Source organism: Stenotrophomonas maltophilia complex sp. Om-AH-Sm3 (assembly GCF_059337855.1).
This window is the reverse complement of sequence record NZ_JBYBLQ010000004.1, coordinates 82253-97981: the sequence shown is the minus strand read 5'-3', so window position 1 is coordinate 97981 and position 15729 is coordinate 82253. Positions and strand designations below refer to the sequence as shown.

2 protein-coding genes are annotated in these 15729 nt (G+C 65.8%); both read right to left on the bottom strand.

Going from position 1 to position 15729, the window contains the following annotated elements; genetic code table 11:
* Window positions 1–12: 12 nt before the first annotated feature.
* A complete protein-coding gene (locus AC10QF_RS06730) occupies window positions 13–408 on the bottom strand; it encodes a hypothetical protein (RefSeq protein ID WP_134709074.1) in 396 nt (131 codons plus the stop codon).
* An 18-nt stretch (window positions 409–426) separates the two neighbouring features.
* Window positions 427–15654 (bottom strand): hemagglutinin repeat-containing protein, encoded by a 15228-nt coding sequence (locus AC10QF_RS06725; RefSeq protein ID WP_494541964.1) that lies wholly within the window; start codon window positions 15652–15654, stop codon window positions 427–429.
* Window positions 15655–15729 lie beyond the last annotated feature (75 nt).

Below are 15729 nucleotides of genomic sequence, written 5' to 3'. Positions count from 1 at the left end.
GCAATGATCCTCTTATCCGCTGATCTTACCCATGAATTCCGCAATCAACGCCCGATCCGAATCATTCTTTCCAGCCCGATCCAGAACTGGACCAATATGGTAGGCAAGAAGGTCACGATAGGCACCGGCCTCTGGAATGAAAGCATCAAGACAACTCAAGAACGATCTCACCGACATAAACGAAAGAAACACCTCGTAGGGATATGAGCTCGCAAAAGGAACACCCTGCAAATAGTAGTTTGCCAGCTTCTTTTGCTCTGCCCTTGGCCAAGAGCGGCACTTCATCAGAACAAATGCATCCCGATAATTGTCCGATTTCAATGGCGCGTAACCCATCAGCCACTCTGATGCGGCCGTAGCGTCCATTGCAGACATCTCACCGCAGAGCTTTCTAACCCTCTCATCCATAAAACCACCTAGAATTCATTAACGACCGTTAGATCCATTGAACTTATCCAGCGGGAGACCGGCTCCCCCATTGAGAGTCGCCGGAGGCTTGTAATGACCGGAGTTGTTATTCCAATCCACCACCTTCCCGCGATTCGGACCATCATTATTTCCAAATCGGATAGATCCGGCATACTTCACCTCTCCACCTCCGCTCAAGCCCAAGTGGGTAGAGTAATCCTGGTTTGGCCCAGGACGGGAGGCACGAATCGTACCATCCGGCATGGTCACGAAGTCGTACCTACCAGACGGAGTAATGAGCTTGCCACTTTCAGTCTTCAGCCAGTAACGCCCGGCATCATCCTGAACTAGCACGCGGACTGGCTTCTGCTGCACGGCCAGATCAGCCGGAATAAGATTTACAAGCGTTCCGCGCTCAGTAACATTCTCACCTGCCTTGCCAGCAGCCCCTAGCGCAGTAGTATCTCTGCCTGCAAGCGTATCGCGACTGCGACTCCCACTGGATGCCCTGCTGCCTGATGCGGCGCCAGTAGACGGGTTTATTCCCAGCCTCCCGGTCACCGGCAGAAGTCCAGTCTTTCCAGCTGCCACCGCGCCAGCTATCAGCGCGATGTTCCCAGCGGTCATGGTAAGGGCGTAGCGATCATCATCGCTCAACCCTGCCGCCGTGCCGAAGAGATAGGCGCCACTGGCCAGGGGGCTCGCGATCTGTGCATCAAGCAACGCGAAGTCGTGCCTTTGCCTCATCGCAGTTGGAAGCAGATCTTCGGATCGCCAGATCTGCAAGCCCGACTTGATGATGGCCTCGTTGTAGATCGCTTCATTGATACCCTGTGGCCTCCAGATGTATCGCTCGAAGGCAGAGAAGTTCTCATCCGCATACTGCCGCTTGTCGGATGACAGACCGGAGTATGGGAACTCACTTGCTTTGCGGAATCCGCCAGCAACGAGGGCGGCAGCCGCGTCTGCGCCATTCTGCTGCGCGTACGTACCAAGGTAGATCTCAAGATTGCGCTGTTGCGCTTCTGTGAGCTTTTCACCCGCGTACAGCTTGTTGAGCAGGCCATCGCTCATGCGATCGCCGGCATCTAGGTACAGGAGCTCCGTGGACTCCTGGGGCGTGAGACCACCCTTCTGTGACTTTTCGCGCAGGCTTGCAAGCCTCTTCTGATCGACATGGCCAAGGAAGTTGTTCTCAACCGAGTTCTTGGCGATCCCCGCATTCAACGTGATCCCAGCCAGATCCTGCCCCGACAGCCCACCCGCCAGCGCACCCACCGCCTGCGATAACGCCAGCACCATCTCCCTCTGTTCCGGACTCAATCTGGAAGGATCTCCCCCGGTCAACGTATTGGTCAGCACCTTCGCAGCCAACTCGCCGCCTGCCGCCGACACGGCACCGGTCCCCGCACTGCCACCATTGGCTTCCGCCAGCAGCGCACCCAACACCGCATGCGACAGCAATTGAAGCGTCGCGTTCGGGTCACTGCCATGGTTCGGGTCAAGCGTGCTGCCGATGAAATAGGCGGCATAGGGCGCCAGTGCATTGGAAGCGACCTGACCAGCACCTTGTCCCGCTACGCCTCCCACAAGCGCTGTCGTCACCGCGTTCAATGCACGGTTGTATTCGCCGCCCGTGCCCCACTTTTTGGCATTTTCGTAGGCTGGGCTGTTTGCCGTCAGCACCGCATCGCGTTGTTCCGCACTCAGCGCGTTGAACGCCTTCTTCTGTTCCGTTGACAGGCTGTCGTAGTACGCTTGGGTTGCCTTGTTGCTCTGATAGGCCTGCACATCCACGGCGACCTGCTTGCTGGTGGCGAGCACCGTGCTGGCTGCGTTCGCCATCGCCTGCTGATCGACCAGCAGCTTGTTGGCATCAGGCATCGCGTCCAGCGCACGGTGTGCAGCGGCTGCATCGGTGTTGACACCCAGCTCGGCCGCGGTGGTCTTCCTGCCGCCAATGGTGATGTTGCCCTCGGTCAGTGTCGCGCGCGTGCTGGAGCTGTCGCTGCCGCTCTCATGCATGGGCAGCCCGCCACCCATTGAGACACCCGTCGGCCCCTCCAACTTGCCCGTCACGATGCTCGTGCCGATGCCCTTCAGCTGCTCGCCGACCCCCACACCCTTGCCGGCCGGTCCCTTGCCCCCGTTGCCGAAGCCACCACTGATGCTGCCGGAGCTGGCCTTGTAGTCCATGTGGTTCTGCAGGTCGGTGAACGTCAGCGTATCCGCAGTCAGTTCACTGTTGCCCGCATTGGTGCTGGCGATCGCGCCACCCACCAGGTTCACCTGGCCGGCATCGACGTGGTACCCCCCATTGCCGGCAAACAGGCCGCTCTGCTGGCCAACGCCCTGATAGCTGCCGTTGGCTTTGCCTGCACTGGCGTAACCGTCGGCATTCCACGCGGTACCGAACGACACCTGCACGCGGCCGCCCACCTGGCTGTTCTTCGACATACTCTCGGCGATGTCCTGCAACGACTCGATGGTCAGCGTGCCGCCGGTCTTGACGTCGATGCGATCAGCGGTCGCCGTGGCCCCACGCAGCGTGGTGTCGCCCTCAGCCTTCATCGAGATGTTCTTGCCGGTCAGCGTGGTGTTCTGCCAGGTGCTGCTCTCGGCGTTGGACTTGCTGCTGCCGACGCTGGCTTCGGCGTACACGTACACGCCGGTCTGCGCGCCCACCGCAACGCCCACGCCGACTTCGGCGCCGGCATTGCTGCTCTTGCTACGGTCGGCCACATGCGCCCTGCCCGCTTCCAGCAGGATGTCACCGGCCGAATCCAGGCTGAGCGTGTTGCCCGCGCTCAGATTGCCCTGCACCACGTGGATGTCGCCCTGGGTGCTGGTCAGGTTGACGTTGCCGCCCCCCTGGATGGTGGAGCCTCGCGAGACCTGGCTGCTGCCATCGGCACTGCTGCTGGAGGTCTTGAAGCCGACGCCGGCCTCGGCACTGAGCAGTGCCCCGCCTCCGCCCTTGCCGGCCATGCTGGAGATGGCACTGGCGGCCTGATAGGCATTGGCACCAGCGGCAAGTCCCTGCATCTTCTGCAGGCGATCGTCGGACTTGCGCGCGGCGTCGACGTTGTTGAGCAGATCGATCAACGGCGACTTCACCCGCGCGAAGGCACCGATCTTCAGGTCCTTGTCGCTCTGCGAGTAGTGGCCACTTTCGTCGGCGGTCAGCAGCTCGATCTCGGCAGCGGTGATGTTCACGTCCTTGGCTGCCACTACATTGCTGGCGCTCTGGGTGTACTTGTCACCTGCGGTGAGGTTGACGTTGCCGCCGAGGCTGCCGACGGTGCTGGCCACCTGTGAGACCTGCGCGCTGTCATCGCGATGCTGTTCGCGATGCCAACCGGAGAATTTCTCGGTATCGGAGATCTGCACAGTGCCGATCGCCTTGCTGTCCGAGCGGTTGGCATTGCTGACCGTGTCCTGCCCGCTACGGATCGTCAGATCGCCCGCAGCACGGATGCTGACGTCCTTCTCCGCCGCAATGTTCGCAGCAGTGAGACTGATGTCACCCTCCGTGGTGGCCATGCGCACGCCACCACCGACCGACAGCTGGGTGCCGGTAATGGTGTCGCTCTGTCCGGCGCCATCGCTGCGTGAGTTGTTGGTGCCGAACGGCAGGCCTGCCGAGTTGGTGGCGATACCCCAACCCTTGCCACGGCTGTCGCTGTCACTGCGCTCGGTGTTGTGCGCGACATCGAACACGATGTCCTTGGTAGCCAGCAGGGCGGCATTGCCCTCGGCCGACATCTGCGCGCCCTGGCTGGTGATCGAGCCGCCGTTGGCAATCAGCGAGAGATTGCCGCCTGCATTGAGATTGCTGACCCGGGCATCACTGGTTGAGTGGCTCTGGTTGCTGTTGGATCGCTGGCTGCCGGCCGTGATCGCCGGCAGCACGGCCGCCGACACGCCGGCCGCCACGCCCTCGGCGGTGCGCGTGATCCGGCCCATCATCGTGCCGCTGTCGGCCATGCCTTCGGTAGCGTTGTCGCGTGCGGCGCGGTACGCCTTGGCCGGGTCGTAGGTGACGCCCACCGAGAAGCCGCTGGACTTGCTCGACTGGCTGGACTGCGTATCCACGGTGTCCTGCCGGGCAACCAGGTTGATGTCCCTGCCGACCAGGGTCAGATCCTTGCCTGCCGCCACGTCGGACGCCGCGACCGTCAATTGGTTGCCTGCGTTGATCAGCACGCTGCCTTCGCGCGAGGCGATGGCCGAGCCGACCTGGGTGGTCGACTGCTCGGCAGTGCTGCTGCTGTTCTTCGAGCTACCGTAACCGATCGAAGCGGTGCCATTGGGGAAGCCACCGGTGAAGCCGGACTTCTTCCTGCTCTCGCTGGACTCGCTGCTGTGATGGTCCTCAGCGGAGGTGATCAGCACATTGTTGCCAGCGCCGAGAACGACCGTACCCGTGGCATCGACCATCGCGCCCACCGCGGTCAGGTCACGGCCGGCGGTGACGCTCACGCTCTCGCCCATCAGACCGGTGCCGATCGCGTAGCTGTCGCTGCTCTCGGCATGGCGGGTGGTGGTGGTGCTCGAAAGTGTCTTCTTTTTCTTATCGTAACTGTCCAGGCTGAAGTCATGCGTCTCGCTGGCCGAGAGCAGGTTGACGTCGCGACCGGCGGTCACACTCAACGTGCCATCCGAGCTGGTGGCCCGGGTAGCGGTCAGATTGATATCGCGGTTTGCCCTCAACACCATGTTGTCGCCAGCCAGCAGCTGGCTGCCGCGCACGGTCTCATCACTCTGGCTGATCTGCAGCGAGCTGCGCTTGCCACCGGCATTGAAGTCGCTGCTGCGGCTGTCCACCAGCACCTGGCTGTTGATGTCCCCACCGGCCTGCAGGGCCATGCCGCCATCGGCCTTGATGCGGGTTGCAGCCAGGTTGATGTCCTTGCCCGCTGCCAGCACCACATCGCCAGCGCCTTCAATCGAAGACACCGCATGCGTGGTCTGGCTGTTGCTGGTGTGATTGCGGCTGTCGTGGTTCAGCGCGCTGCTCTGGCCCAGCGTCTGCGCACCCAGGTCCAGGGTGCCGCCAGCAACCAGCTGGGTGATGCCATCCTTCCCGGCATTGCGGACCTCTGCCGCCTTGAGGCCGATGTCACCGCCGGCCACCACCGACAGCACGCCGTCGCCGCTGGGATTGGTGACATACAGACCAGCCACGCGATCGAGCGTGGTCTTCTGCTGCGACAGGCGATCGCCCTGGTCCTTCCATTCCGTGGTAGTCGAAGCCACGGTGATGTTGCCGCCGGCCTTCAACGCCAGCGCATCGGTAGCCTTGACGGTACTACCGATGATGTCGATGTCCTGCCGCGCCGACAGGCCCACCTGCGCACCGCTGATCTGGCCGCCGGACAGGTTGCGGATGTTGCCGGCATCGATGCTGACCAGCTGCCGGCCGGCAATCGTGCCGCTGTTGACCAGGTCACCGCGCAGCTTGACGTCCACCTCCGCGCCGGCCAGCAATGCGCCATCGTTGCCAAGGTCGCCCGGCAGCACCCGCAGGTAGACCTGCGGGACCAACGCGCGAACCACCGAGCCATCGGCCAGGGTGACGTCCTTTTCCACCAGCCAGACGATGTCGCTGGTCAGGCGTGCCATCTGCTCGGCGGTGAGCGCTACGCCGGGGCGCAGGCCCCATTCGCTCGCCACGGTGGCACCGGCCTCCAGCAGCGCGCGGTACTGCTCCTCGTCGCTGGCGTGGCCGCTAAGGAAGCGGCGGCCGGTGAGTTCGCCGATCTGCTCGCGCACCAGCTTCTGCTCGTAGAAGCCATCACCCAGACGCTTCTGCGTCTGCGCGGGATCGAAGCCTGCGCGCTGCAGAAGATAGTCCGAGCTGAGCCAATCACGATAGCTGGTAAAGCGCGGGTCAGTTTCCACGATGTGGTTGCCACGGTTGGCGTCCACATTGAACAGGCTGGCGGTGGGCGCACTGGCATTCGGGGTGGTGGTGACCACCACGCGCGGATCAGCACCGGTTGTCGTGGTGGCCTGCTTGCCATCCACCGCGGCATTGCCATCACTGCCGGCATGCTCTCCGGCGCGCACCGCCGCCGGGCCGTTGGCATTGGCCTGCCCGGCCTGGGTGGCACTGATGTCCTGCGCCGTGCCAGCGCCCGCCCCGGCATTGCCGGCCTGGCCGGGGCCCTGGGCACCCGCCGCGTCTGCCCGCACGCCGTCGGCCTGTGTTACCGCCTGCTGATGGCCGCCGTTGGCCCCCTGCGCCGCGCCAGCGGTGCCCGGCCCCTGCGCGTCTACGCTGCCCGCACCCTGCCCCGTGCTCTGGCCGGGCCCCTGCACGCTGCCCGCGCCGGGACCGACCGCACCTGCACCGCGGCCGTTGGTATCCACCTGCGCGGTGCCCTTGCCACCACCGGCGTTGGGGTTGCTGCCCCCGGTGTTGTCGTTGCGCAGGTTGCCGACATCGATGGTGAGCTTGCCACCGGCGGTTATCGACGAACCCAGCGCGCCGGTCTTCTCGGTGATCGGTGCCGCCTTCCAGCGGCTGGAGGAGCCACCGTAGGTGATGGACACGTTGTCGAAGGTGCTGGTGCGGGTCAGCTGCTCGGCAGCATTGATCACCTCGGATTGATCGCGATTCAGGCCGACGATGGCCAGGTCGCGACCCGCAGCGATGTTGGCGAAACGGTTCTCCAGCCGATCGGTGCTGATCCGCATGTTGCCGCCCGCATTGATCACGGCGTTGTTGCCTGCCGAGACCACCACGTCTTCCACGGTGGTGCGGGTGGCAATACGGGTCTTCTCGTTGCCGCTGGTCTCCTGCGGGTGGCGCTGCATGTTGATCAGCGTCGCGTCCGGATTGTCATAGTCCGGATAAGTGATGAGCTGCACGCAGGTGGTGGTGCAGGTGCCGTAGGCGTTGTTGTACCGGAGGGTATCGGTCACGTACTCGATCGGCGGCGAACCGGCCCCGCGGACGGACAGGTCGCGGAAGGGATCTTCCGCGCCCGCGCCGAGCTGGTCGGGATTGTTGCGGTTGTCGGCACGGCCGACGTAATAGATCGTGACGGTGCCGTCCTGCACGTTGAGGCGTTCGCGTGAAGCGCGCGCACCATACGCGCCGCCGCGGGCAAAGGCATAGGCGCTGGTGTTGCTGGTCAGCCGGATGACCGCCTTGCGGATCTGCTGGCCATCCGGGGTGACGTAGGGGGTGTCTTCCAGGATGTCCGACGGATCAAGGTAGTAGATCTCGTACGGCTGGTAGTTCGAGGTTGCCCTGAAATCGCGGTTGTTGTTGTTGGCGTTCTTGAACCAGCCGGGCTGCTCCAGCCGGACCGGCGCGTGCACGGTGGTGACCTTCTCCACGACTACGTTCTCGCGGATGTTGTTCACTGCCAGCGCGGACAGATCCAGGTTGCCGCTGACCTCGATGGTGGATCCGATGTTGTCCACCCGCTGCGCGCTGCCTACTGCGGCCAAGCCGTTCAGGGCGCCGCCGATGGCGGCGTCGCCATCGCTGAAGATCAGGCTCTTGCCGCTGTTGGTCAGCGTGCCGACGCCGAGGTCCAGGCGCTGGCGCGCGGCGATGGTGCCTGCACGGTCCACGCCACCGATGTTGGCCGCCACGTTGTTGAGCGAGCCCGCCTGGATGGCGACGCGGTCACCGTAGATGCGGCCGCTGCCGATGTTGTCGACGGTCGCGGCGGTGATATGGGTGACGTTGCCTTCCAGCAGGCCGTAGTTGACCAGTGCGCCGCCCGCTGCAAGGCGGGTCAGGCCGATGCTGCTGATCTCGCCGGTGGACGCATTGGTGATGTTGCCCGCATTGATGTTGACGTTGGCGCCGGCCAGCTTGCCGGTGTTGTCCAGGTTGCCCTGGATGGACAGGCTCAGCGTGCCGTTGGCCACCATCTCGCCACGGTTGGTGTGGCTCTGTCCCAGCTCCAGGGTCATGTCACCCTGCGACATCAGCCGGCCGTCACCGATGATCTCGCGGGTGCGGAGGGTCTGCTGCCTGCCGGCCACCAGGGTGCCGCCGCTGTTGACCAGGGTATCGGCGCGGACATCGGAGCCCAGGGCCGCCGACACCAGGCCACCGCTGTTGTCCAGGCGCTGGTTCACCTGCAGCACGAGGTTGTCCGCAATCACCTGGCCGTTCTGGTTGTCCAGGTTGCTGGTGGTTACCTGCAGGGTCTTGCCCTGCAGCCCCAGTGCAGGACCATTGCCCGGGCTGAGCGTATTGCGGTTGTCGACGTGGCTGGCTTGCAGGTCGAGGCGGCCGGTTGCGGCCACCAGGCCGCCACTGTTGAGCAGCGCGCCCTGCAAGCCGATATCGGCGTTGCCACCGGCGGTCACGCTGCCACCACTGTTGGCCAGCTGCTGCGCGCGCAGCAGCAGGTCGGCCGCACTCACCAGCGAGCCACCGCCACTGTTGTCGATGTTGATGGCCTGCACGTCGGCGCCGGACTTGGCGGACACGGCGCCGCCACGATTGTCGAGATCGCCGCTGCGGATCTGCAGCGTGCCGCTGCTGACGATGCCGTTGCCGTTGGAACTGGCATTGGTCAGCCGCTGTCCCCCAGTGTTGATGCTGAGCGCCGCCGCCGATTGCAACAACCCGCCGGTATTGTCCAGCGCACCACTGCGCAGCTCCGCATTTCCGGAAAGGCTGGCAATGATGCCGCTGCGATTGTCCAGCGCCTGGCCGCGGGTATCCAGCTGCAGGTCGTTGGCGATGATCCGGCCACTGGTGTTGTTCAGGCCGCTGGCCGAGACCTGCAGGTGCTTGCCGGCCTGGACCAGGCCAGCCTGGTTGCGCAGCACTTCACCGCTGGTCAGCTGCATGTCCTGACCAGCCGCCACGGTGCCACCGTCGTTGTTGATGGACTGTGCCTCGGCCAGCAGCGTGCCTCCGGCGGACAGGGTGCCCTTGTCGCTGTTCTCGAGCAGGCCGTCGACGCGCACGGTCAACGCACTGGTGCCATCGCTGTGCACGGTGCCGCCGCGATTGTCGAACGCGCCTGCTGTGAGGGTGGCGTCTCCTGTGGTCAGGATGCGGCCGCCGCGATTCTCCAGCGCACGGGTGATCGCCAGGGTGCTGCCACCGCCGCCGGCAGCCTGGATCGTGCCCCGGTTGTTGAGCAGCTGCGCGCTGCGCAGATCCAGCGTGCCATTGCCGGCAAGCGTGCCACCGGTGTTGTCCAGCCTTTCGCGCGCGGACACCTTCAAGGCATCGCGACCGGAGGCGATGATCGAACCGCCCGCGTTGAGCAGCGTGCCGGTATCCACGGCGATGCGGGCAGCCGACAGCGTGCCGTCACTCAGGTCGGTGGTCTCGCCGGCCAACTGCAGGGCGCCATTGCTGAGCAGCTTGCCGCCCTGGCCATTCAAGGTGTGCGCGTTGATGGCCAGCGTGCCGGTGCCGGCCTGCTGCACGGTGCCGCCAGCATTGCCGAACACTGCGCTGGTCAGGGCCAAGTCGCCATTGCTGGCGATCAGACCGTTGCCACCATTGTCCAGTGAGGTGGTGGCCTGCACGCTGCTGGCCTGCGTGCCCGTCGCCAGCAGCTTGCCGTTCTGGTTGTCGAAGCGGTCGGCATTGATGTTGAAGTGATCGGCACTGAGCGTGGCGCCGCGATGGTCCACAGTCATCGCATCCAGCTGCAATGCGCCTGCCGTGGCGATGCTTCCGGCAGCTCCATCCAGCTGGTTGGCCTGCACGGTCAACACGCCCTTGCCTGCATGGACGATGCTGCCGGCAGCGTTCACCAGCTGCCCGGCATCGATACGCAGGTTGCCGGCATTGCTGGCGAGGGTGCCGCCGCCGTTGTTGAATCGGCCGGTGACGGTGACCCGGCTGTCGGACGTACCTGCCGAGCTCAACGTGCCGCCCGCATTCGATAGCGAACCGGCGCTGATCTGCTGCGCGCCGTTGGCGGCAATGGTGCCGCCGTCATTGCCCAGCGCGCCGCGCACCTGCAGCGACATCGCCTGGTTGCCGGTGGCGTTCAGCGTACCGGCCGTGTTGTCGAGCTGGCCGACCTCGATGCTGACCTGCTGCGCGGCCGTGGTGCCCGCACTCAGATCGACGGTCTCGCCCTTCAGCTGCAGCTCGCCGTTGCTGACGATACGGCCGGCGTGGCCCTGCAGCGTAGTGGCATCGATCTGCAGCAGGCCGTCACCCGCCTGCTCGATGCTGCCGCTGCGGTTGTCTAGCGAAGCCGCCGCCACCTGCATGCGCGCGCCACTGGCAATCACGCCCTTGTTGCTGTTGTCGAGCAGGCCATCGGCCTTGACCACCAGCCGTTCAGCGCTGTGCAGCGCACCGCCCTGGTTGTCGATGCTGCCGGAAGCGATGCCGAGCCCACCGTTGGCCAGGATGCGGCCACCGCGGTTGTTGAGGTCCTGGCCGATGCTCAGCTGGCTGGCCGCTGTACCCGCGGACTGCAGCGTACCGCCGGCGTTGACCAGCACGGCGCTGCGCAGATCCAGGCCACCGTTGCTGGACACCGTACCGCCGCTGTTGTCGATGCGTTCGCGTGCGCTCAGCCGCAGCATGTCACCGCCGGTCGCGGTGAGCGTGCCGCCGGCGGTGACCAGGGTGCCGGTGTCCACCTCGATCCGCTTGGCCGAGGTGACACCCGCCCGCAGGTCGGTGGTGGTGCCCTTGAGCAGCAGGCTGCCATTGCTGACCAGCGTGCCGCCCGTACCGTTGAGCGCTCCGGCGTTGATCGACAGCACGCCTTCGCCGGCGTGCTGCACGCCACCGCCGGCATTGCCGAACACCGCCGCCTGGATGCCCAGGTCGCCATTGCTGGCCAGCAGGCCACCCTCGCCGTTGTCCAGCGTGCCGGCCACCTCGATCCGGCTGCCCTCGGCACCGGTTGCGATGACCTTGCCGGCCCGGTTGTCGAACGACTGTGCGTCCAGCGTGATGCGCTCGGCCTGCAGGGTGGCGCCGCGATGGTCCACGCTGCCCGCCTGAAGGGTGATGCCCCCTGCGCTGGCAATGGTGCCGCCCTGGCCATCCAGTTGCCCGGTACGCAGCAGCAGGCCCTGCGTGCCGGCATGGCTGAGCGTGCCCTTGACGTTGGCCATGCCGCCGGCGTCGATCTTCAGCGCCGCACCATTGCTGGCCAGCGTGCCGTTGCTGTTGTCGAAGAGGCCATTGACGCGCAGCTCAGTGGACGCGCTGCCGGCCGAACTGAGCGTGCCGCCACGGTTGGAGAGCTCGCCGGCTTCAATGTGCTGCGCACCGTTGCTGGCGATGGTGCCCGCGTCGTTGGCCAGCCGGCCGCTTACTTGCAATGCCAGCGTTCCGCTGCCGGTTGCACGCAGCGCGCCTGCACTGTTGTCCAGGCTGTCGGCCACGATATCGAGCTGCTCGGCCGCCACGCTGCCGCCGCGGAGATCCAATGAACCGCCCTGCAGAGACAGCGCGCGGGAAGCACTTATGCTGCCGCCCTGGCCCGACAGCATCTGCGCCTCGATGCGCAGGTCGCCGTTGGCGGAGAGCGAACCGCTGCGGTTCTCCAGCTGCGCGGCACGGATTGCGGATGCAGCATCACCGGCGGCGATCAACTTGCCGTGGTCGTTGACGAAGCGGCCTGCATGCACGTCGACGGCGCCATTGCTGCCCAGCGTTCCGCCGGTATTGTCGAGCAGGCTGCGGGCCTGCAACTGGAGCACCTGGCTGCCGAGCGCGCTCAGATTGCCGCCCGCGGTGATCACGCTGTCACCGGCGATGCTGATGCGTTGCGCCGTCGTGGTGCCATCGCGCAGATCGAGGGTGTCGCCCTGCAGGTCCAGCGAACCGTTGCTGAGCAGGGTGCCACCGGCGCCGGTCAGGTCCTGCGTGGTGATGACCAGGCTGCCGGAACCGGCCTGCTGCACGGTCCCTCCGGCGTTGCCGAAGGTGCGCGCGTGGATGTCCAGGTTGCCATTGCTGGCAACGGTGCCTCCATTGCCATTGTCCAGCGTGCCCTGCACGCGCAGCGTGTTGCCGCCGGTGCCGGTGGCGATGATGCGCCCACCGCGGTTGTCCAACCCGGTCGCCGTGATATCCAGCTGTGCGGCAGCCAGCGATGCGTCCTGGTGGTCGACCTCGGCCGCAGTGAGCTGCAGGGCGCCAGCAGTGGCAATCTGTCCCTTCGCCCCGTCCAGGCGCCCGGTAGCGATGACCAGGCCGGCGCTGCCCGCATGGCTGAGGGTACCGCCGGCATTGACCAGCGCGCCGCTCTTCAGCTGCAGATTGGCCGCGTTGCTGGCGATGCTGCCGCCACTGTTATCGAGGGTGCCGTCGACCCGGATCTGCGACGCTGCAGTACCCGCCGAATTGAGCGCACCGCCGCGGTTGGACAGCGCGCCCGCCTGGATCTGTTGCGCGCCATTGGCGCTGATGCTGCCGCCGTCGTTGCGCAGCAGGCCCTGCACCTGCAACTGCATCGCATTGTTGCCCAGGGACAACAGGCTGCCGCCGCTGGTGTCCAGGCCCGTGGCCGTGATCTTCACGTCACGGGCGCGGGTGTTGCCCTTCTGCAGGTCCAGCTGCTGCCCGCTCAACTGCAGCTGGCCGTTGCTGGCGATGCTGCCGCCAGCCCCCTGCACGGTGATCGCCTCGATCTGCAGCGTGCCGGTGCCGGCATGGTCGATGCTGCCGCCCTCGTTCAGCAGCCCATCGGCATTGATGTCCAGATCGCCATTGCCGGACAGCAGGCCGCGCTGGTTCTGCAACCGCTGGCTAGCATGGATGCGGCTGGTGCCAGTGCCTGCGGCGATCAGTTTGCCGCCATCGTTGATGAGGATGCCACTGTTGATGTCCAGCGCACCATTGGCGCCAACGGTGCCGCCGCTGTTGTCCAGGGTGCGCGATACCTGCAGCTGCAGCGCGTCGCCGCCCGTCGAGGTCAGCGTGCCACCGGCGGTGGTCAGGTCGCCGGCACGTACATCGATGCGCTGCGCGGCGGTGGTGCCGTTGCGCAGATTCAGGGTATCGCCGTGCAGCTGCAGGGTGCCGTTGCTGAGAACAGTGCCGCCCTGGCCCTGCAGGTTGGCGGTGGCAATGCGCAGGTTGCCGGCGCCCGCCTGCTGCACGGTACCGGCAGCATTGCCGAAGGACGCCGCGTCGATCTGCAGGTCGGCATTGCTGGCCAGCAGGCCACCGTCGCTGTTGTCCAGGTGATTGCGGACATTGAGCGTACTGGCCTGCAGCCCGGTGGACAGCACGCGGCCGCCACGGTTGTCGAAGTCCTGTGCGGTCAGCTCGAGCTGACGGGCGACCAGCTGCGCGCCGCGGTGGTCGGCACGGCCCAGCAGCAGATCTGCCGCGCCTGCGGTGGCGATGCTGCCTTGCACACCGTCCAAGACCCCCGCACGCAGCAACAGCCCTTCACTGCCAGCGTGGCTGATGCCACCTCGCGTGTTGACCAGGGTGCCGATGTCCAGACCCAGGCGCGTGGCATTGCTGGAGATGCTGCCCTCGCTGTTGTCGAGCTGGCCAATCGTCCAGGTCGTCCCGGCGCTGCCACCGTGGGCGAGGCTGCCGCCGCGATTGATCGCCGACATCGCCTTCAACTCGAAGCCACGGGCGAAGGTCATGCGGCCGCCGCTGTTGTCCAGCTGTTGCACCTGCGCGCTGGCCGCGCCCTGGACCTGCAGGGTGCCACGCATGTTGCGCAGCGCCTGTCCCTGTACCTGCAGGGTGCTTGCGCCCAGGGTACCGTCGCTGTTGTCCAGGCTGTTGCGGGCGCTGAGCTGCAGGTCGCCACTGGCTTCGATGCGGCCGCCGTCGTTGCCCAGCGTTCCGGCGATGTTGAGCACACCGGCCGCCAGCGGCGGAAGTGGCGTGACCGGCGGGGTGCCGGTGCCAGGAGAGCCGGTGCCCGGAGTACCCGTGCCTGGCGTGCCGGTACCCGGGCTGCCCGTACCCGGTGTCCCGGTTGCCGGTGTACCCGTGCCAGGCGGGGTACCGGTGCTGGTACCCGGCGACACACTGGCCACGTTGCCGATACGGCCCTGCAGATTGCTGACGTCGGCCGCCTGCAGCTGCAGCACCTGCGCTCCAAGCTGTTCGATGCTGCCGCCACGATTGCGCAGTGCATCGGCATTTACTTCGATGCGCCGCGCGTTGAGGGTGCCGCCGCTGTTGTCGACATCCGCAGGGGTCTGCAGGCGCAGCTCGCGCTCCGCACTGAGCGTGCCGGCATTGGCGATGCCCGCGCTGGCATCGATGCGCAGGTCCTGTTGCGCATGCATCGCGCCGGTGTTCTGCAGCCGGCCGTCGGCAGTGACGACCAGCTCGCCGGCCTGCGCGCCGATCTTGCCGGCGTTGCTCACGCCCACGCCGTGTTCGTTGCCGACCAGCCAGATGCGATTGGCGTACATGCCGCCCAGCGCGCCCACATCCAGCGCGAAGGTGGGCGCCGCGGATGCAGGACTCTGCAGCTGCACACTGCTGTGGTCAGCGCTGACCACGTTGCTGCCAAGGCTGGCCTGCAGCTGGTTGGCCCAGATGCCGGCGTTGACCTGCAGCGAACGGGTGATGATGTCGGTGTAGTCGGCGCGACTGGTATCCAGGCCTGCGCCACCGATACCGATGCTGCCACCTTCCACGCGGTACCCGTCCAGTACGCCCTGGGTGACGATCGGCGTACCGGTGGTGAGGGTCACCCGGCTGGCATTGAGGAAGCCCGCGCCATTGACCTGAATGCCGGCCGGGTTGGCGATGACCACCTGCGCCCGCGCACCCGCCACTTCCACGTAGCCATTGAGGTGGCTCGGATTGCTGCTGTTGATCTCGTTGAGGATGACGCGCGCGCTACCGGTGGCCAGCCACGGATTGCCCTGCACCCAGCCGCCCAGCTGGGTCTGCACCTCACCGCGCGAGTTGTTGAGGATGACGCCCTGGTGGCCGACGTCGAACTGCTGGTAGGTATTGCGCGACACGCCGCCAGCGCTGGGCGTGGTGATGTTGACCTGGGGCGTGCCGTTGGCCGAGGTGATCACCGTCGGGCGCTGGTTCGCCGGCGCGCCGGGGTCTGCGGCAATTCGGCCCGGGTCGGCCGGCGCCTGCTGCGCGGACAACGGCTGCACCAGACCCACCCACCCCAGCATCAGCCACAGCGCGAAACTGATCGGACGCAGCGTGCCAACCGTACGGCCTTCCCGGTTGTCGGCACCGCCGTGCGCGGCGTTGACCAGCTCGGACGCCACCTGCATGACCCCGAGCGTACGGTTGAAGACCAGACGGTAGACTTTGTTCACGGCGCTGATTCCTTTCGGTGCTGTTGGGTTGTATGCGCAGCAGGCTGCGCGGTACCACATCGTGTTGGCCGCGCA